This is a genomic window from Pseudomonas sp. BW7P1 (genome assembly GCF_024981055.1).
Taxonomy (GTDB): Bacteria; Pseudomonadota; Gammaproteobacteria; order Pseudomonadales; family Pseudomonadaceae; genus Aquipseudomonas; species Aquipseudomonas bananamidigenes.
The window spans coordinates 4287605-4307500 of the sequence record NZ_CP103374.1; the positions used below are offsets into that span (position 1 = coordinate 4287605).

Here is a 19896-nt window from a genome sequence, read left to right on the forward strand (position 1 = left end):
GACGACTGACCGTCCGATATCAAAGTGCCTGCTACGCTTGCTGTCGCACACATGTGCCTTACGCCTCAAACCACCGAAAACCTGAGGAAAGCATCATGGGATCAAATGGAAATGGTCATAACTGCACGCACTGCGGGTGCGAGAACCCGGTCTGGAATGCCTTACGGCACAAGCTTGATCTCAACACGCTCACCCGCCAGTCCAGTCCATCTCCGGAACCTGCCGGGGAGTCATTGATATTCACTGGCGGGGCGATCTACCCTCTGAAATACGGCAACATGGATGAACGGGTCGAGGCCTTGGGCATCCATCGCGGCGATGTAGTCGCCTCCGGCACACTTGCCGCCGTACAGAAACTCATGGACGCCAGCGGCATCAAGTATCAGATTCGGTCGCTGGGCGATAAAACGCTGTTGCCGGGACTGATCGAGCCGCACATACATATCGTGCAATCCTGCATCATGGACGACTGGCTGGATCTGGGCCCCATCGACAAGATCTCACAACGTCTGCGCTCTCCCTACAACTGGGATTACCTCAAAAAAACTCTCTCGGCTCATATCCCCAGTGATCCGAATGAGTGGGTTCTGGGCCACATGGTCGACCCGGCATTGATGCCGTTCAGACTGATCCCCGGTCAAAAAAACCAGCTGACCACCTTTTCCTGCAACGGTGATCGCGATGGGCAAGTAAACGACGTCGGCAATCTGGACAGTATCGTCAAAAGCAACCCGTTGCTGATGATGAGCGCATCCATGCATACGGCTTATTTGAACTCGGCAGCGTGTGCAATCGTTTACAAAAACCGGAGTGAAGTGGATTCATCGTTTCTGAAGCAATATCCAACCCTCAAGGACTTCATTGACCAGACTCACGGTGTACTGCAGGAAGAAAATCAAATAATGCCTGCCATCGAGTCGATTCCGCCCAGACAATTACTGAAGTCACTGCTGGGCCTCATGGGCGCCATGAAGAACTATTTCGATCTGGCCTCACAGCGCGGTGTCACGTTGTTGTACGACGCAATGGTCGATCCCGTTTCCAAACGAGTGCTGGAGCTATACGGGCGCGTCTATCCGCGCAATGTACGGATAGGATATGCAGCCCCGCATACCGGTGCAGACTTCAGCGATTTTCCTCCGTATCAGGCAGTGACCAAGGAGGCCGCGCAGTCTCTGTATCAAGGCGGCATAAAGTTGATTTCGGACGGTTCCAACCAGGGACTGACTGGTTATCAGAAAGAAGCCTATTGCTGCGAAACAAAGCCAAGTCATGGCAATTTCAACATCTGTGACGCTGACGACCCGCAGCCCGAATCAACACCTTCGGCTTATAAAAAGCTTCTGGCTGCCGCCATGGCAACCGGTTGGCCGTTGATGATTCACGCCAATGGCGATCGGGCGATCGATTTCACACTGAACGCGTATGAGGAGGCCCTTGATAATCGCAGTGGCCTGGAAAAGCGCCATCGCATTGAGCACTGCTCATTGATGACCAAAGACACCACACGGCGATTACAAGCACTGGGCATCTCGCCGAGCTTTCTGATCGGTCATGTCGGTTACTGGGGCTATGCGTTCGATCAGGCCATTTTCGAAGACAAGGCCAGCGACATGCTCGACCTGTGCAAGACCGCCGCAGACCTGCATCTGCATATATCGCTGCACAGCGACTGCACCGTGACGCCGCTGGGGCCGTTGCGCTCGATGGAGCAAGCCATCACTCGTAAAATGGAAGGTATTCGTGACGCCGATGGCAATTTCATCAGTGATCCTCGCCAACAACCGATCCTCAATGAGGGAGAGTGCCTGACCCGCCAACAGGCGCTGAAAGCCATCACCTACGACGCGGCTTGGCAGTGCCACGCCGATGCCTTTACCGGCTCATTGCAGGACGGGCATTTCGCTGACTTCGTGATTCTCGAGAAAAACCCGCTCGACGAAAAAGTTCCGGCCACCGATATCCGCGACATCAAGGTCTGCGAAACCTGGAAAGGTGGGCACAAGGTGTACACCAACCCTCTACCCTGACCGATAACGCCCGATCACCCGGCTATCTGGCCGGATGGTCGGGATCGGTCAGCCGCAGGGCCCGATCTAGCGAACGGAATTGTCCGGGTGAACCTTGTAACGCCCACAATTGTTGCAAACCATCGAGCATTCACAGTGTGCGCGGGCCTTGGCTGCCAATGCCGCGGAATCACGCTGGGCCGCTTGAATTCGACGATCCCGGTGATACCCATACGCGAGCAGCAAACTGACGCCCATACACCACAGCCCCACAATTAAAGCCGCCATCATTTCCCCTCCATCATGGCAACACCGAATGAGGTAACGATTACGAAAAAACTGGTTGAAGCCATCCAGGCGCCTGCCCGAATCGTATCGACATCGGTCAGGTCGCCGATCAACAGCGCCGCAATCCCCGTCACCAGAAATCCAGTCCCCACGCCTATCATGAAATTGGTTAGCCATCGAATGGTTAAGTTGTTCATCGACATCCCTGTGAAAACACTGACCCGCCAAATCCATGGCAGGAACCCCCTATACACAAAGCAACTTAGCTCGTACGTCATGCCTCCACCAGTCGGTAAAAACTGTCAGACGGGCGATTTTTCCTACTGCTGAAACGGCCCGATTTCGCCGAGGTCCCATCACAGCGGCATTGGCTTTGTAGGACGCGTATCCTGCATCTCAATGAATGTCGCGTTTTGAGACAAATTCACGCCCATTACCACTCGATCGCTTCCTCCGTCTGCCCGTGAAACGGTGCTGTACGCCACCTTCCAGCATTTGGCACAACCATTGCGAAAGCCCTCTCGATCCCATCGAACAACAAGAGGTCTTCACCATGCCCCTGCCCTACTTGCTTCCTGCCACCTCGGCATTCATCCAGCGCCCGCCGCGCATGCTGATCGGCGGCGACTGGGTCGAAGCCGCCGACGGCCAGACCATGCCGCTGCACAACCCGGCCACCGGCGAAGTGCTGTGCGTAGTGCCGCGCGCCACGCCGGAAGATGTCGACCGTGCCGTACTCGCCGCTCGTCAGGCTTTCGATGATTCCGCGTGGAGTCGCACCCGCCCGCGTGAACGGCAGAACCTGTTATGGAAGCTCGCCGACCTGATGCAGCGCGACGCCGAACAACTGGCGCAACTCGAATGCCTGAACAACGGCAAGAGCGCGGCGGTGGCGCAAGTGATGGACGTGCAACTGGCCATCGACTTCCTGCGCTACATGGCCGGCTGGGCGACCAAAATCGAAGGTTCCAGCGTCGACGTTTCGCTGCCGCTGATGCCCGGCGATCAGTTCCACAGTTTCATTCGTCGCGAAGCCGTGGGCGTGGTTGGCGCCATCGTCGCCTGGAACTTCCCGCTTTTGCTGGCCTGCTGGAAGCTCGGTCCGGCGCTGGCCACCGGTTGCACCGTGGTGCTCAAACCGGCTGACGAAACCCCGCTGACCGCGCTGAAACTGGCGGAGCTGGTACTGGAAGCAGGCTATCCCGAAGGCGTGTTCAACGTGGTCACCGGCACCGGCATTACGGCCGGCTCCGCGCTGACTCACAACCCGTTGGTCGACAAGCTGACCTTCACCGGTTCCACCGCTGTCGGCAAACAGATCGGCAAGATCGCCATGGACTCGATGACCCGGGTCACTCTGGAACTGGGTGGCAAATCACCGACCATCGTCATGGCCGACGCTGACCTGAAAACCGCTGCGGCGGGTGCGGCCAGTGCGATTTTCTTCAATCAGGGGCAAGTCTGCTGCGCCGGTTCGCGCCTGTACGTGCAGCGCAAGCATTTCGACAACGTGGTAGCCGACATCAGCGACATCGCCAATGCGATGAAGCTCGGCAATGGTCTCGACCCAAGCGTAGAGATGGGCCCGCTGATTTCCGCGCGCCAGCAGGAGCGGGTCTACCACTACATCGAAATGGGTCGGGAAAGCGGCGCGACCATCGCCTGCGGCGGCGAGCAGTTCGGGCCGGGGTTCTTCGTCAAACCGACGGTGATTGTCGATGTCGATCAACAGCATTCGCTGGTGCAGGAGGAAATCTTCGGCCCGGTGCTGGTGGCGATTCCGTTCGATGACGAAGCCGATGCGCTGCGCATGGCCAATGACAGTCCCTACGGACTGGGCGCCAGCATCTGGTCGAACGACCTGGCGGCTGTACACCGGATGATTCCACGGATCAAATCAGGGTCGGTGTGGGTCAACTGTCACAGCGCGCTGGACCCGGCGCTGCCGTTTGGTGGCTACAAGATGTCCGGCGTCGGGCGCGAGATGGGGTATGCGGCGATCGAGCATTACACCGAATTGAAGTCGGTGTTGATCAAGTTGTAATGGCAGTTCTCACGGCTCAGGGCTTGAACCCCTGAGCCAACAGCCACCCGCGAACCGCCCGTGCCTGCTCAAGCGTCAACTCCGCCAACATCTGGTTTGCTGGCTCATCGCGCAACCGCCGTACCAGCGGCGCCAGCTCCACCCCTTGCACATGCCAGATCCCCAGCGGCTGATCCGCCGTGATCACCACCTCGGTCTCATCGACAAACCCGTCACGCAGCACCGGCATCCGTTCGATGCGCAACGCAGCAAAATCCGCCTGTGCATGCGCCACTTCAGCGTCCGGCCACTGTCGCCGCGCCTGCCAGAATGGCTGATCGGGCCAGCGTTGTTCATCGGCATAAAAGTCCCGGCCCATTCGCGCAAATCGCAAGAACAGTTGCTCAACCCGTTGCTGGTGAAAACGTTGGGCCAACGACGCCCGCTCGGGTTTGCGCAGCAGCGTATTGATCACCACCGGTGCCTGCAATGCCGAAGACAGCGACTGAAAGATTCCATTGCCGGACAGCGGATCGACCGCCATCGCCGCGTCACCGACCCGAATCCAGTTATCGCCACAAACCTGCGGCGCCAGAATCGCGGTGCTGCTACGGGCGTGCAGTTGCAACTCCAATTCGTGCCCGCCAGCAAAGAACGCTTGAGCAAAATCCGAAGCCTGACGCCGCGCCCGGCAGAATTCGAGCAACTGTGCCTTGCGCGGCAACCCGGCACTGGCTACATCCACCGTCCATTGCCAATAACACTGGCCGTCGTCCTGACGAGCCATCCACGCCCAGCCGTCTTCGAGGCTTTCCACGGCGCTGGCGGTGGCACCCGGCGCGCCTTGCCAGCGATTGAGCAGGCTGACCGTTTCCGGCCCGCGCAGGCCCTTGCCGGACGCCGGTGCCTGTCGCCCTCGGGCTTCCACCAGGAAATCCGCCTTCAGCATCCGGTCGCCATCTAGTTCGACGCGATGTCCACCCGCCGAGGATTGAACATTGAGGATTCGTCCCTCCATCACCTCAACCCCGGCCAGCCGCAAGTCCTCCCGCAAACCGCGATCAAAAGCGGGGCGATCCAACAGAAACTCAATGTTCTGCGCATGCTGCTGGCCGTTCCATGAAACCTGTCGCCGGGACGGCAACGTGGCGTCCATCAACGCATGATTGAACCCGGCTCCGCGCAACGCCTCCAGTACCCGTTGCGACACACCTTCGAGGGCCGCAAAGCGACGCCATTCGCTGACCAGCGTCACGGTGTAACCCAACCGTCGCAGCCCCAGCGCCACCGCTGCACCGGCTGGCCCGGCGCCGAGAATCAGGATCGCGGTCATGGACCGAAACGCCGTTCAGGGCCGCGATAAAAAGCGTGGTGTTTCAGCCAGTCGATGACCTCGGCATTGCTCGCCTGCGGATGCGCCAGCAGATAGCAGGCAATGTGACCGCTCAACGCGGCACACCCCAGACTGGCCCCCGACTGCCCGGGATAAGTGCCGCGGACACACGCGGCAAAATCCGCCTGCGCACTGTCGAGCCACGACCACTGTTCGTCGGTGCAACGGGCATCGCCGGTCACCCGCAGCACCTGCGGATAACTCGCCGGAAACACCGCTGCGCCCTGCGCCGGGCTGGATGCGCAGAGCAACACACCACGAGCCACCGCCGCGGCGCAGGTGTCGCGCAACAGGCTGCGATCCTGGCGCATGCCAAGGCTCAGGTTGATCAAACGCACATCCTGCGCCACCAGCCAGTCAACGGCCGCAGAAATCTGCAAGGCGCTGGTGACACCGCGTTGATCGAACACCTGAGCCACACAGATCTGCGCGCCAGGTGCGCGACGGCTGATCGCCTCGATCACCGCGCTGCCATGGCCAAGCGGATCGTCCCGCAGATCCGACTCCGCCAGACCGTCCTCCAGCAACGAGAACCGGCGCCCGGCAATCACCTGCATCCGCTGTGCCGCCGAGTGTCCGCTGTCGACCACACCGATACGCAACTCAGGCTTCATGCAGCACCGTTTTCGAGATGAGCACACCATCAAGCAGTTCGAAACGCAGGTCGGCATCGGCCAGGGTCGACGGTCGGTGGCTGATAAGGATGCGTGTACGCCCGGCAAACAACCGGTCGATGGCCTCGATCACCTCGCGCTCGGTGGCTTCGTCGACGGCCGAGGTGGCTTCGTCGAGCACCAGAATCAATGGGGCCTGCAATAGCGCCCGGGCAATCGCGATCCGCTGTTTCTGCCCGCCGGACAATTGCTGCCCGCGCTCGCCCAGCGGACTGTCGAGGCCTTCGGGCAGCGACGCGATCAGGCTGTCGAGCTGCGCCAGCCGTGCAACCTCGGCGATGGCTTCGCGGCTGGCGTCCGGCACCGCGTAAGCCAGGTTGTCGGCGAGGCTGCCGCGAAACAGCACGATGTCCTGGCTGACCACGGCAATGCGCCGACGCAGTTCGAACAGTTCAAGTTCGCGCAGATCCACGTCACCGAGCAGCACTCGTCCGGACTGCGGATCGTGATGCCGTTGCAGCAGATCGATCAGCGTCGATTTGCCGACGCCGGAGCCGCCGCTCAGGGCGACTTTCAAACCACAGGGAATCGTCGCTTCGATGCCGCTCAAGGTGCTTGGGCGCCCCGGGTGGCTGAAGTGCACCGCGTCGAAACGCAGTTCACCCGAAGATGGAAACGGCCTTGGCGTGACCGGCGAAAACACCGTGGGTTCTTCGCCGCGCAGCTCCATGACCCGTCCCAGGCTGACAGTCATGCGCTGGATCGCCACGTACAACCCCAACAGGCTCTGCACCGGCCCGACCGCCATCCCCAGATAGGTGGAGAACGCGATCAGCGCGCCGAGCTGCCAGGTGCCCTGTACCACCCAATAGCCGCCGATCAGGAATGCGCAGGCACGGGACAGCGAGGTCAACGTGCCGGGCACCGCCTGGGTGAAAAACTCGGTGACCTGCAGGCGCAGCAACTGGTTCATGTAGCCCTGTCCGAGGCTTTCCAGGCGCCGGGCTTCACGCTGTTGCTGGCCGGCGGACTGGATGAATTTCATCACCGGCAAAGTCTCGACCATGAACGACGACATGTCCGCCGAGCGCTCGCGCAGTTGCCGCACATCGCGCTCGACCTTGCGCCGCATCCAGCGCAGCCACAGCACATCGAGCGGAATCAGCAGCAGCGCCAGCAGCGACAGTTTCCACGACAAGGTGAACAACATCGCGATCGCCACCACCAGGCCGATCACACTCGATACCGCCGAGAACAACGAGTCCACGGCAAAGCGCTGGATCTCCGCCACATCACCGTCGAGCCGTGACATCAGATCGCCGATCCGCCGCTGGCCGTAGAAGCTCGGTGACAGCTTCTGCAAGTGCCGGTAAAGGTCATCGCGCAGGGCAAACAGAATCCGTCCGGACAAGCGTGTGTGCAAATAGCGGTTGATCCCCGACAGCGCGGTGCCGAGCAGCCCGGCGATAATCATCAGCACCGCGATCAGCACCAGCATCGGAAAGTTGCGCGCCAGCAAGCCGTCGTCGATCAGCAGCTTGACCAGCCATGGCTGCACCAGCACCAGCAGCGACGCACACACCGACAGACCGAGCAGGCCGGCAATCGCCATCCGCTGCGGCCGCACGAAACCGTACAGCCAGCGCAAAGCCGCTTGCAGCGCGGCGGGATTGTGGCTGTCGATCAGCCGCACGAACAGGCGCTGCATCACGAGCGCAACTGTTTGAGTTTGCGATACAGGGTCGCGCGGCTGATGCCGAGGGCTTCTGCCGCAGCCGAGACATTGCCCTGATGGGTGTCGAGGGACTGGCGGATCATCTCCCGTTCGTTCTCGCGAATGCTGCCGGCCTGGGGTTTTTCGCTGGCAGAGAGTTCGTCGAGCATGCTGTCGGGCAGGTGATCAAGGGTCAGCATCGTCTCCCCCGGTTCGCGCATCGCCAGAACGGTGCGCAAGACCATCTCCAGTTGGCGAATGTTGCCCGGCCAGTGATAACCCGCAAGCAAGCGATTGAGGTCGTGGTGCAGCACAGCATTTGGCGCATCGAGCTTGCCCAGCAGGCGAGTGACCAGCGCGGCGAAGTCATCGCGCTCACGCAGGGCCGGAAGCATCACGCTGATGCCGTTGACCCGGTAGAACAGGTCTTCGCGAAATTGCTTGTCTTCGACCTGACGCTTGAGGTCGCGGTGGGTGGCACAGATCAGTGCGACGTCGATGTCCTGCTCCTCTCCGGCTCCCAGCGGCGCGACTTTGCGATCCTGCAAAACGCGCAACAAACGGGCTTGCAAGGCCAGCGGCATATCGCCGATTTCATCGAGGAACAACGTGCCGCCGTGGGCCTGTTGCAGGCGTCCGATCATGCCGCCACGGCGCGAACCGGTGAACGCGCCCTCGCGGTAGCCGAACAGTTCCGACTCGATCAGGCCTTCGGGGATCGCCGCGCAGTTCACGGCTACAAAAGGTCTGTCGCTGCGGCTGCCGGCCAGGTGCAGGGCGCGGGCGATCACTTCTTTACCGGTGCCGGTTTCGCCGAGCAGCAACACCGGCAACTCATTGGCAAGACCTTGGCGGGCCATACGCAGGGCTCGGGCATAACGGGCGTTGTTGCCGGCCAGCGCTTCCAGATCAGGTTTCGGCTTGGCGGTTTTCGCCACGCTGCGCGGTGGGCCACCGAGATTGACCGAGCGCGCCGGGGCTCGCAGGGTCTTGTAGAAAAACTCGCCCTTGGCGGTTTGCACACTGCCGACGCCGCCCTGTTGCAGACGGGTCAGCAATTGCACGCCATCGACCCCGAGGAATTCTTCGCAGCGCTTGCCGACCAGTGCCGAACGCTCGGCCCGCAGCAACTGACAGGCCTGGGCGCTGACCGCCAGAATCTGCCCGCCGAGACTCACCGCCAGCAGGCCTTGCCACGGCGATTCGAGATACTGCCGGCGACTGTGAAACGCCAGGACGATCTGATCGGGAAAGCTGTTGTTGAAGACCCGACTCTCGATCTGGCTGACCGCCATGCTCAGCAGCGCGGTACTGTCGTGGACGCGCCCCAGAGGGCCCTCACGGGTGAGGTCGAGGACGCCGAGAATTTCGCCTTGAGGGCAATGGATCGGCACCGAGGTGCAAGAGAAATCGGTGAGGCGGTCGAGGTAGTGTTCGCCACAATCGATCAGGGTAGGTCGCGCTTCGACCAGCGCCGTGCCGAGGGCGTTGGTGCCTCGGGCGGCTTCGCTCCAGCAGGCGCCGAGGGTGATGTCCTGCAGGCCGCTGCCCTTGAGCCGGTCGGCCCGCCCCTCCACTGCGAGGATGGTGGCGTCGGAATTGGCGAGGATGATCAGACCTTCCTTGCCTTGGCGCTCGGCCAGGTAATCGATGGCCGGCATGGCGGCATCGAGCAGCAGGCGATTGCTCGCCAGCAAGACGTCAAGACTCCCGCTCGATTCCAGCGTCAGCTCATGTTTGCCATTGAAATGCACGCCGTGGCTCAGGCTGCGCCGCCACGAAGCATCGATCTCCGCACGCAACACACCATCCGGGACCTGACCTTCGAGATGGAGTTTTTCCCGGGCCAGCCGGGCTTCGTGGTGAGACTTGGGATCGGTTGTTTTTATTAGAGTCATCAAGCGCTCCGCAGCGGTCCGCTTTGCGCTTCTTTACATCAGCGCCCTGACGCCAATGTTTACGTTAACGTCAGGGCGATGGCAAGCACCGCAGGGCGCTTGTGTTCCAGCAGGTGGATTGCGTTATCGTTCATCGCTGGCAAGCCAGCTCCCACAGAGTTTGGCGTGGCCGCAAATCCCGCAGTCAACCACAGTACTGTGGGAGCTGGCTTGCCAGCGATGACGGCCTGTCGGATCGCATCAATTTCAGATCTGCCACAACTCGGCATTCACGAAAAACGCCCGGGCGTTGTCTTCGAGACTTTCCAGGTGATAGCCGCCTTCCTGCACGATCAGGCATGGAACGCCGAGGCTGCGAATACGCTCACCCAATGCAGCGAAGCCTTCACCGGTGACGGCAACTTTGCTTTGCGGGTCCAGCTCGTAAATGTCGAAACCCAGCGACAGCACCAGCACTTCGGAACCGAATTCGCGCACCGCGTTCAATGCGACGTCCAGTTGCCCGAGGAAATCCGCCTCGCTTGAACCATGGGCCATCGGCAGGTTGAGGTTGAAGCCCTCCCCCGCACCGCTGCCGCGCTCATCGGCGAACCCGGCAACGCCCGGATAGAAGTTGGTCGGATCGCCATGCACCGAGACATAAAGCACGTCATCGCGGTCGTAGAAAATTTCCTGAATGCCTTGGCCGTGGTGCATGTCGGTGTCGAGCACGGCGACTTTTTCAAATTTTTCACGCAGCACCTGCGCCGCCACCGCCGCGTTGTTCACGTAACAGAAACCACCCGCCGCTTCAGCCCGGGCGTGGTGCCCCGGTGGACGGCACAGGGCATACGCCGCCGGTTCGCCATCGATCAGCGCCAGAGCTCCGGCCACGGCGCTTTGCGCCGACCAATAGGCCGAACGCCAGGTCTGTTCGCCGACCGGGCAACTGCCGTCCGCCAGATACCGTGCAGCCTGGGCGAGGATACCGCGCAGGGCGTTGGGCTCGCGGACGAAGATGTTCGACATCACCTCATCGCCCCAGTCTTCGGGGATTTCCTTCCAACGTGCGTGTGCTTCCGTAAGGAACGTCAGATACGGCGCACCATGCACCGCCAGCAACGGCGCAAGGCCGGCATCGGCGGGTTGCTCGACACTGAAACCCAGACCGTGGGCGGCCTGCACCAGACGCTGCGCACGTTCCGGGACTTCCTGCGGCGTGCGCATCTGGCCACGGGAGTAATAGCTGCGTGGATGGTGGAGCAATTGTTCGGGATGGAAAAAACTGCGCATGCTTCAGACTCCTTGTTCGATTCGACCGGCGCGGGCCAGCACGGCATTGAGCAAAACATCGGTGCCCTGCTTCACGTCTTCGGGCAACACATCTTCGGCCTCGTTATGGCTCAAGCCACCGACGCACGGAATAAACACCATCGCCGTCGGGCAGTAGCGCGCCAGATGAATCGCGTCATGCCCGGCGCCGCTGACAATCGATTGCTGAGCGTAGCCCAGCGCATCCACCGCCTCTTGCACGGCTGCCACGCATTCGGCGTCGAACGGTGTGGCCGGGCTGATCCAGTGCGGGGTGATCGTCAGGCTCAGGCCACGGCCATCGGCAATGGCCTGCAGCCGGGCGCGGACTTGTTGCTCCATGGCGGCAATGGCGTCGTCGCGGTGATGACGCAGATCGACGGTGAAATTCACCAGCCCCGGAATGGTGTTGCGCGAGGATTTGTTGATGCTCAACTCGCCCACAGTGGTCAGGCCTTCCGGCGCAAAATCCGTGGCCAGACCCTCGATTGCCTGAATCATCCGCGCCACGCCGTACAAGGCGTCTTTGCGCAGCGGCATCGGCGTAGTGCCGGCGTGGGCGGCCATGCCTTCAACGCGCACGTCGAGCCAGCGGATCGCCTGACCACCCGTGACAACACCGATGCTCTTGGCGTTGTCTTCAAGGATCGGGCCCTGTTCGATGTGCGCTTCGAAATAGGCATCCACCGCGCTGCCCAACGGGCGATCACCGGCGTATCCGGTGCGTTGCAAGGCCTCGGCAACGCTGATGCCATCGGCATCAAGCACCGCCAGCGCGGCGTTCAGATCCATGATTCCGGTGAACACGGCCGAGCCGAACATGGCCGGGGTGAAACGCGCGCCTTCTTCGTTGGTCCACACCGCCACTTCCAGCGGTTTGCGGGTCTGGATATTGAGGTCGTTGAGGCAACGCACCACTTCCAGGCCGGCGAGCACGCCGTAGACGCCATCGAAACGCCCACCTTCGGGTTGGGTGTCGAGGTGGCTGCCCATCATCACCGGCGCAGCGTCCGGATCGGTACCGGCGCGGCGGGCGAACAGGTTGCCGATGGCGTCCACGCTCAGGGTCATGCCCGCTTCACGACACCAGTGGGCGAACAGTTCGCGACCGGCCTTGTCTTCGTCGCTCAATGCCAGGCGGCAGCTGCCGCCACGTGCGGTGGCACCGACTTCGGCCATGGCCATCAGACTCGCCCACAGGCGTTCGCCGTTGATCTTCAACATGAGGTTCTCCTGAAATTCCGGGTTAGACGCGGGCCATTTCCGCCCGATGGGCACTGGCATGACGACGGGCGAGGAACAGCACGCACAGCAGCGAAATGCCGGCGATCAGGCTGTAGAACAGCGCCATCGGCCACCATTGCCCGGTGAATTTGTGCGCCAGCATTGTGCCGATCAGCGGCGTCAGGCCACCGGCCACTGCACCGCAAATCTGATAGGCCAGCGAGATGGCTGTGTAGCGCACGCGGGTTTCGAACATGCCGCTGACATACCCGGCGATCACCGCATAAAACGAGGCCATGCACACCACCGCCAGCGCGATGCCAAGAATGATCAGCGGCGCCTGGGCCGAACTGACCAGCACGAACATCGGGTACGGCGAGGCCATCGCCAGCAGCGACACCAGGCACAGGAAACGCGTCGCGCCGATCTTTTCCGCCATCCACGCCGCGAGCGGCTGAATGCAGAACTGAATGATCGCGACGAAGAACAGGCACTCCAGAATCAGCGAGCGTGGCAGCGCCAGTTGCTGAGTGGTGTAGGCGATCATGAAGGTGTTGGTGAAATACACCCCGGCGATACCCAGTGTGTTGGCGCCGATGCACAGCAACAGCGGGCGCCATGCGGTGCGCAGGACTTCCATGACCGGCGCCTGTTCTTTCTTGACCTGTCGGATGGCCTGTTCGCGGCTGGCAAGAAACTCCGGCGACTCGTTCACGCCCAGGCGGATCGCCAGCCCCACCAGCAGCAACAGCGCACTGGCGAGGAATGGCAGACGCCAGCCCCAGCTCATCAAGTCTTCCTCCGGCAAACGGGTCACGGCACTGAAGGCCAGCAGCGACAGGATCAACCCCGCCGGACTGCCCAATTGCGCGAACGAGGCAAAGAAATTGCGCCGGCCCTTCGGCGCATGCTCGCCGGCCATCAACACCGCCCCGCCCCACTCGCCGCCGACGGCGATGCCCTGAACGATGCGCAGCAGAATCAGCAACACCGGTGCCGCCGCGCCGATCTGTGCATAAGTCGGCAGCAAGCCGATGCACACCGTGACCACGCCCATCATCAGCAGCGTGATGATCAGCGACTTCTTGCGGCCGATACGGTCGCCGATATGACCGAAAATGATCCCGCCCAACGGACGGGCGAAAAAGCCCACGGCGAAGGTGCCGAAGGCGGCCATGGTGCTGAACAGAGGATCGTCGGAGGGAAAGAACAGCGCGCCGAACACCAGCGCGGCGGCGGTGGCGTAGATGTAAAAGTCGTACCACTCGATCATGGTGCCGATAAAGGCTGCGGCTGCCGCACGGCGCGGCTGGTTCGAAGCGTGAGGCTTCATGGGGTCGGCTCCTTTGATTGTTTTTCTGGCAGGAGTTAAACGGTAAATCCGAGGCGCTCTGACGGCGCCTGTCTGGGGGGATTTATCGTTCCGGGGCTATGATCAGTCAATTTTCTATTTATTATTCCGATTATTAACAAACCTTATAATCGAGAATCCCCATGGCCGAACGCGACGTCCAGCGCCTGCTCAACGACCGCCTTGACTGGAACCTGTTGCGCACCTTCAGGGTGATCGGCCAGGAGCTGAGCATCAGCCGCGCCGCCGCCCGTCTGCACCTGACCCAACCGGCAGTGAGCCAGGCGCTTAAGCGTCTTGAAGAACAACTGGGTCGTCAGTTGATTGCCCGGCGCGGCCCGCGCTTTGCCCTCACCGAAGTCGGCGAGCAGATCTTTGAACTGGCGGGCGAGATCTACGGGCAGGTGTCCCAGGTCAGCAGCCTGCTGGAGCAACCGGCCGACGAAGTAATCGGCAAGGTGCGGCTGCTGATCATCAGCCGGATCTTTTCCGAGCGTTTCGATGACTTCCTCGCTGACTTTCATCGGCAATATCCAAGGGTCGATCTGGAGGTCGATGTCATGCGCAGCTCGGATATCGTCAGCGCACTTCAGGAGAAAACCGCGACCCTTGGCCTGAGCCTCAATCGCCGCCCGCAGCCGCGTCTGGAACAGCGTCTGTTCCTGCGTCAGCGCTATGCGTTTTTCTGTGGCAAACATCACACGCTGTTTGGCCGCAGGGACGTCGTCGAGGGTGATTTGCAGCGTGAGAATTTCGTGAGTTTCACCAGCGACCAGATTGGCGGGATGCTCTCGCCCCTGACCATCTTTCGCGATCAGCAAGGCTTCAGCGGACGTATCGTCGCGTCATCGCCGAGCCTTGAAGAAGTACGGCGACTGGTGATCGCCGGATTCGGCATCGGCTGCCTGCCGGAACACGTGGTGGCGGCGGATGTCGAGGCCGGACTGCTCTGGCGCCTGCCGCCCCACGAGGGGATTGCCGATGTCGACATTCATTTGCTGTGGAACCGCGAGCAGCGAATGAGTCGGGCCGAAACGCTGTTCATCGAGCGTTTGCAGGCCTGTCTGGCGGATCAATAACCGAGCAGTCGGCGATCTACTCGGCCATGCAGTCGCGAGCTGCCGCCGAAGACATGTACGGCGTGAGGATGGAAACCGTGTTCCTCGACAGCTTCCAGCACATGCTCAGCCTGCGTGAGCCTGTGCTGTGAAGCTGCGGCGAATTACACGTGGGGATCGCCCGGTGGCTTGGTCGGCGCAGCGTATTGCGGCTTCAAGTGCCCGTCCTGATCGAGCAGCCAGGCGTCCATGATCTGCCGAACCACCGGACCTGCGACCCGACCACCGGCCTCACCGTTCTCGATCATCACCGAAATGGCGATCTTCGGATGCTCGGCCGGGGCAAATCCGACGAACAAGGCATTGTCACGATGGCGTTCAAGGGTTTTCTCACGGTTGTAACGCTCCCCCTGCTTGATCGCCACGACCTGCGCCGTACCACTCTTGCCCGCGATGCGGTACTGAGCACCGGCAGCAGCGGCGCGAGCGATGCCCCGGGCATCGTGCATCACCATCTGCATGCCGTGGTTGACCTGATCCCAATCACGCGGATCCTTGAGCACGATATTCGGCATCGGGTGTTCGTCCACCGGGGCAACACCGTCGACCGTCTTTGCCAGATGCGGACGGTTCCAGACGCCCTTGTTGGCAATCAACGCGGTGGCCTGTGCCAACTGTAGCGGCGTGACCTGCATGTAACCCTGGCCGATGCCGAGAATCACTGTCTCCCCGGGAAACCAGGCCTGACGCCGGGTGGCACGCTTCCAGGCCTGGGACGGCATCAGGCCGGGAGACTCTTCAAACATGTCCAGCGAGACCTTCTCGCCGAGGCCGAACATCGCCATGTAATCGTGCAGGCGATCGATACCGAGCTTGTGCGCCAAGTCGTAGAAATAAGTGTCGTTGGAGCGCATGATCGCCGCATCCATGTCCACCCAGCCGTCGCCGCTGTGGTTCCAGTTGCGGTACTTGTGATCAAAATCCGGCAGTTGGTAGTAACCCGGGTCGAAGACGCGGGTCTGTGGCGTGACCACTCCGGCGTCGAGCCCGGCGATCGCCACTTCGGGCTTGATCGTCGAACCGGGCGCGTACAAGCCGCGCAGCACTCGGTTGAATAGTGGCCGATCGATGGAGTCACGCAGTGCCGAGTATTCCTTGGAGCTGATACCGGTCACGAACAGATTGGGGTCGAAGCTCGGGTTGCTGACCATGGCCAATACCTCACCGGTAGTTGGGTCCAGTGCAACCACTGATCCGCGACGGTCGCCCAATGCCGCTTCGGCGGCTTCCTGAAGTTTGACGTCGAGGCTGAGGACGATGTTTTTGCCGGGCACCGGGTCGGTATGCTTCAGGACTCGCAATACCCGGCCCTGGGCATTGGTTTCCACTTCTTCGTAACCGACATGGCCGTGCAATTGAGCTTCGTAGAACCGTTCTACACCCGTCTTGCCGATGGATTGCGTACCTCGATACTCGACGGAATCGAGCGTTTTCGATTCTTTTTCGTTAATGCGGCCGACGTAACCGATGGAATGTGCGAAATGCGCACCGAGCGGATAATTGCGGATGAACTGCGGTTCGACGTCCAGTCCCGGCAAGCGGAACTCGTTGACGGCCAGTACGGCGATCTGCTCCTCGGTCAGCTCATAAAACAGCGTTACCGGCGTAAACGGATGGCGCGACTGTTTCATCGCCTTGTCGAAGACTGTGCGATCTTCAGCGGGCAAGTGCAGGAGACTGATGACTTCGTCCAGCTCCTGATTGACGTTGGTTGCGCGTTCGCGAGTGATCGTCAAGTTGTAGCTTGGGCGGTTATCGGCCAGTAGCACACCGTTGCGGTCGTAGATCAGTCCTCGCGTTGGCGGGATAGGCAAGACATGGACGCGGTTGTTTTCGGAAATGGTCGAGTGATAGTCAAATTCCACCACTTGCAGGATGTAGAGACGAACCACCAACGCACAACTGATCGCAAAGACGAACAAGGCACAAGCGATCAGCCGCTTGTTGACCAGATGTTTCTCTTTCTCGTGATCCTTGATGGGTATGGCTTCAGGCATTTCTGCAGCAACTCTTTTGACAAAAATGAGCGCCGATCCTTGGGCGTGACGTCAGTCCGTTAAAAAACGAGCAGCACCATACCAAAAACCGCGAGGTCATTTCAGAGGGATTTCCCCAATGGTTGCCATCACGACAGCCGGCCCACCTGCGTCGAGCACTTTCCTGCGGACAAAACAAAACCCCGACTGCTTTCGCAATCGGGGTTTCGGAATTTAATCTTGACGATGACCTACTCTCACATGGGGAAACCCCACACTACCATCGGCGATGCATCGTTTCACTTCTGAGTTCGGGATGGGATCAGGTGGTTCCAATGCTCTATGGTCGTCAAGAAATTCTGTGTGCCGAGTCGTGACCAGATGGCCTCGCTTCAGCAAATCGGGTATGTGACAGCCATCGGTGTTTGTGAACTCGAACTTTCGGTTCGTTTCGTCTTCACACACCGCAATCTGGCTTTTAAGCGCAAATTGCTTGGGTGTTATATGGTCAAGCCTCACGGGCAATTAGTATTGGTTAGCTCAACGCCTCACAGCGCTTACACACCCAACCTATCAACGTCGTAGTCTTCGACGGCCCTTCAGGGAACTCAAGGTTCCAGTGAGATCTCATCTTGAGGCAAGTTTCCCGCTTAGATGCTTTCAGCGGTTATCTTTTCCGAACATAGCTACCCGGCAATGCCACTGGCGTGACAACCGGAACACCAGAGGTTCGTCCACTCCGGTCCTCTCGTACTAGGAGCAGCCCCTCTCAAATCTCAAACGTCCACGGCAGATAGGGACCGAACTGTCTCACGACGTTCTAAACCCAGCTCGCGTACCACTTTAAATGGCGAACAGCCATACCCTTGGGACCGGCTTCAGCCCCAGGATGTGATGAGCCGACATCGAGGTGCCAAACACCGCCGTCGATATGAACTCTTGGGCGGTATCAGCCTGTTATCCCCGGAGTACCTTTTATCCGTTGAGCGATGGCCCTTCCATACAGAACCACCGGATCACTAAGACCTACTTTCGTACCTGCTCGACGTGTCTGTCTCGCAGTCAAGCGCGCTTTTGCCTTTATACTCTGCGACCGATTTCCGACCGGTCTGAGCGCACCTTCGTACTCCTCCGTTACTCTTTAGGAGGAGACCGCCCCAGTCAAACTACCCACCATACACTGTCCTCGATCCGGATAACGGACCTGAGTTAGAACCTCAAAGTTGCCAGGGTGGTATTTCAAGGATGGCTCCACGCAAACTGGCGTTCACGCTTCAAAGCCTCCCACCTATCCTACACAAGCAAATTCAAAGTCCAGTGCAAAGCTATAGTAAAGGTTCACGGGGTCTTTCCGTCTAGCCGCGGATACACTGCATCTTCACAGCGATTTCAATTTCACTGAGTCTCGGGTGGAGACAGCGCCGCCATCGTTACGCCATTCGTGCAGGTCGGAACTTACCCGACAAGGAATTTCGCTACCTTAGGACCGTTATAGTTACGGCCGCCGTTTACCGGGGCTTCGATCAAGAGCTTCGCGTTAGCTAACCCCATCAATTAACCTTCCGGCACCGGGCAGGCGTCACACCCTATACGTCCACTTTCGTGTTTGCAGAGTGCTGTGTTTTTAATAAACAGTCGCAGCGGCCTGGTATCTTCGACCGGCATGGGCTTACGGAGCAAGTCCTTCACCCTCACCGGCGCACCTTCTCCCGAAGTTACGGTGCCATTTTGCCTAGTTCCTTCACCCGAGTTCTCTCAAGCGCCTTGGTATTCTCTACCCAACCACCTGTGTCGGTTTGGGGTACGGTTCCTGGTTATCTGAAGCTTAGAAGCTTTTCTTGGAAGCATGGCATCAACCACTTCGTCGCCTGAAGGCAACTCGTCATCAGCTCTCGGCCTTAAGATCCCGGATTTACCTAAGATCTCAGCCTACCACCTTAAACTTGGACAACCAACGCCAAGCTGGCCTAGCCTTCTCCGTCCCTCCATCGCAATAACCAGAAGTACAGGAATATTAACCTGTTTTCCATCGACTACGCTTTTCAGCCTCGCCTTAGGGACCGACTAACCCTGCGTCGATTAACGTTGCGCAGGAAACCTTGGTCTTTCGGCGTGGGTGTTTTTCACACCCATTGTCGTTACTCATGTCAGCATTCGCACTTCTGATACCTCCAGCAAGCTTCTCAACTCACCTTCACAGGCTTACAGAACGCTCCTCTACCGCATCACTTGCGTGATACCCGTAGCTTCGGTGTATGGTTTGAGCCCCGTTACATCTTCCGCGCAGGCCGACTCGACTAGTGAGCTATTACGCTTTCTTTAAAGGGTGGCTGCTTCTAAGCCAACCTCCTAGCTGTCTAAGCCTTCCCACATCGTTTCCCACTTAACCATAACTTTGGGACCTTAGCTGACGGTCTGGGTTGTTTCCCTTTTCACGACGGACGTTAGCACCCGCCGTGTGTCTCCCATGCTCGGCACTTGCTGGTATTCGGAGTTTGCATCGGTTTGGTAAGTCGGGATGACCCCCTAGCCGAAACAGTGCTCTACCCCCAGCAGTGATACATGAGGCGCTACCTAAATAGCTTTCGAGGAGAACCAGCTATCTCCGAGCTTGATTAGCCTTTCACTCCGATCCACAGGTCATCCGCTAACTTTTCAACGGTAGTCGGTTCGGTCCTCCAGTCAGTGTTACCTAACCTTCAACCTGCCCATGGATAGATCGCCCGGTTTCGGGTCTATTCCCAGCGACTAGACGCCCTATTAAGACTCGCTTTCGCTACGCCTCCCCTATTCGGTTAAGCTCGCCACTGAAAATAAGTCGCTGACCCATTATACAAAAGGTACGCAGTCACAGAACAAAGTCTGCTCCCACTGCTTGTACGCATACGGTTTCAGGATCTATTTCACTCCCCTCTCCGGGGTTCTTTTCGCCTTTCCCTCACGGTACTGGTTCACTATCGGTCAGTCAGTAGTATTTAGCCTTGGAGGATGGTCCCCC

The 19896-nt window shown here is 59.7% G+C and carries 12 protein-coding genes and 2 rRNA genes (1 of these 14 running past the window's edge); 3 read left to right on the plus strand and 11 right to left on the minus strand.

The features are described 5' to 3' along the window. Positions 1-95 precede the first annotated feature (95 nt). Positions 96-2030, plus strand: coding sequence for an amidohydrolase (locus NWV16_RS19245; protein ID WP_260520350.1), 1935 nt, complete (start codon positions 96-98; stop codon positions 2028-2030). 266 nt (positions 2031-2296) lie between these two features. On the opposite strand, the gene NWV16_RS19250 is transcribed toward NWV16_RS19245, so the two are convergent. Further along, positions 2297-2494, minus strand: coding sequence for a hypothetical protein (locus NWV16_RS19250; protein WP_065260744.1), 198 nt, complete (start codon positions 2492-2494; stop codon positions 2297-2299). 356 nt (positions 2495-2850) lie between these two features. On the opposite strand from NWV16_RS19250, the gene NWV16_RS19255 reads away from it, so the two are divergent. Continuing rightward, complete coding sequence (locus NWV16_RS19255) at positions 2851-4341, plus strand: aldehyde dehydrogenase family protein (protein WP_260520351.1); 1491 nt, start codon at positions 2851-2853, stop codon at positions 4339-4341. A gap of 16 nt (positions 4342-4357) precedes the next feature. Here NWV16_RS19255 and NWV16_RS19260 read toward each other — a convergent pair whose 3' ends face one another. The 7 genes from NWV16_RS19260 to NWV16_RS19290 all read right to left on the minus strand — a co-directional run bounded on the left by NWV16_RS19260 (position 4358) and on the right by NWV16_RS19290 (position 13786). Then, on the minus strand, positions 4358-5653 hold the full coding sequence (locus NWV16_RS19260; protein ID WP_260520352.1) for an FAD-dependent monooxygenase: 1296 nt from the start codon (positions 5651-5653) through the stop codon (positions 4358-4360). Continuing rightward, on the minus strand, positions 5650-6327 hold the full coding sequence (locus NWV16_RS19265; RefSeq protein ID WP_260520353.1) for a S8 family serine peptidase: 678 nt from the start codon (positions 6325-6327) through the stop codon (positions 5650-5652). The genes NWV16_RS19260 and NWV16_RS19265 overlap by 4 nt, the downstream gene beginning before the upstream one ends. Then, the gene (locus NWV16_RS19270) at positions 6317-8035 is read right to left on the minus strand and encodes an ABC transporter ATP-binding protein (RefSeq protein WP_260520354.1); all 1719 of its coding nucleotides are present in this window, start codon (positions 8033-8035) and stop codon (positions 6317-6319) included. The genes NWV16_RS19265 and NWV16_RS19270 overlap by 11 nt, the downstream gene beginning before the upstream one ends. Continuing rightward, positions 8035-9939 carry a sigma-54-dependent Fis family transcriptional regulator gene (locus NWV16_RS19275; RefSeq protein WP_260520355.1) on the minus strand — a complete coding sequence of 635 codons (1905 nt, stop codon included), beginning with the start codon at positions 9937-9939 and terminating at the stop codon, positions 8035-8037. Before NWV16_RS19275 ends, NWV16_RS19270 begins: the two co-directional genes overlap by 1 nt. A gap of 246 nt (positions 9940-10185) precedes the next feature. Further along, on the minus strand, positions 10186-11211 hold the full coding sequence (locus tag NWV16_RS19280; protein WP_260520356.1) for a histone deacetylase family protein: 1026 nt from the start codon (positions 11209-11211) through the stop codon (positions 10186-10188). A gap of 3 nt (positions 11212-11214) precedes the next feature. After that, positions 11215-12453, minus strand: coding sequence for a Zn-dependent hydrolase (locus tag NWV16_RS19285; RefSeq protein ID WP_260520357.1), 1239 nt, complete (start codon positions 12451-12453; stop codon positions 11215-11217). Between the two features lie 22 nt (positions 12454-12475). Next, the gene (locus tag NWV16_RS19290) at positions 12476-13786 is read right to left on the minus strand and encodes an MFS transporter (protein ID WP_260520358.1); all 1311 of its coding nucleotides are present in this window, start codon (positions 13784-13786) and stop codon (positions 12476-12478) included. A gap of 161 nt (positions 13787-13947) precedes the next feature. Between NWV16_RS19290 and NWV16_RS19295 the strand changes: the two genes are divergently transcribed. Then, entirely contained in the window at positions 13948-14883 is a 936-nt protein-coding gene (locus NWV16_RS19295; protein ID WP_260520359.1) for a LysR family transcriptional regulator, read from the plus strand. Between the two features lie 143 nt (positions 14884-15026). Here NWV16_RS19295 and mrdA read toward each other — a convergent pair whose 3' ends face one another. From mrdA to NWV16_RS19310, 3 genes are all read right to left on the minus strand, one after another. Further along, the gene (gene mrdA / locus NWV16_RS19300) at positions 15027-16919 is read right to left on the minus strand and encodes a penicillin-binding protein 2 (protein WP_260520360.1); all 1893 of its coding nucleotides are present in this window, start codon (positions 16917-16919) and stop codon (positions 15027-15029) included. Between the two features lie 217 nt (positions 16920-17136). Then, a 5S ribosomal RNA gene (rrf, locus tag NWV16_RS19305) occupies positions 17137-17252 on the minus strand. A gap of 150 nt (positions 17253-17402) precedes the next feature. Then, a 23S ribosomal RNA gene (locus tag NWV16_RS19310) occupies positions 17403-19896 on the minus strand (it continues 397 nt past the right edge of the window).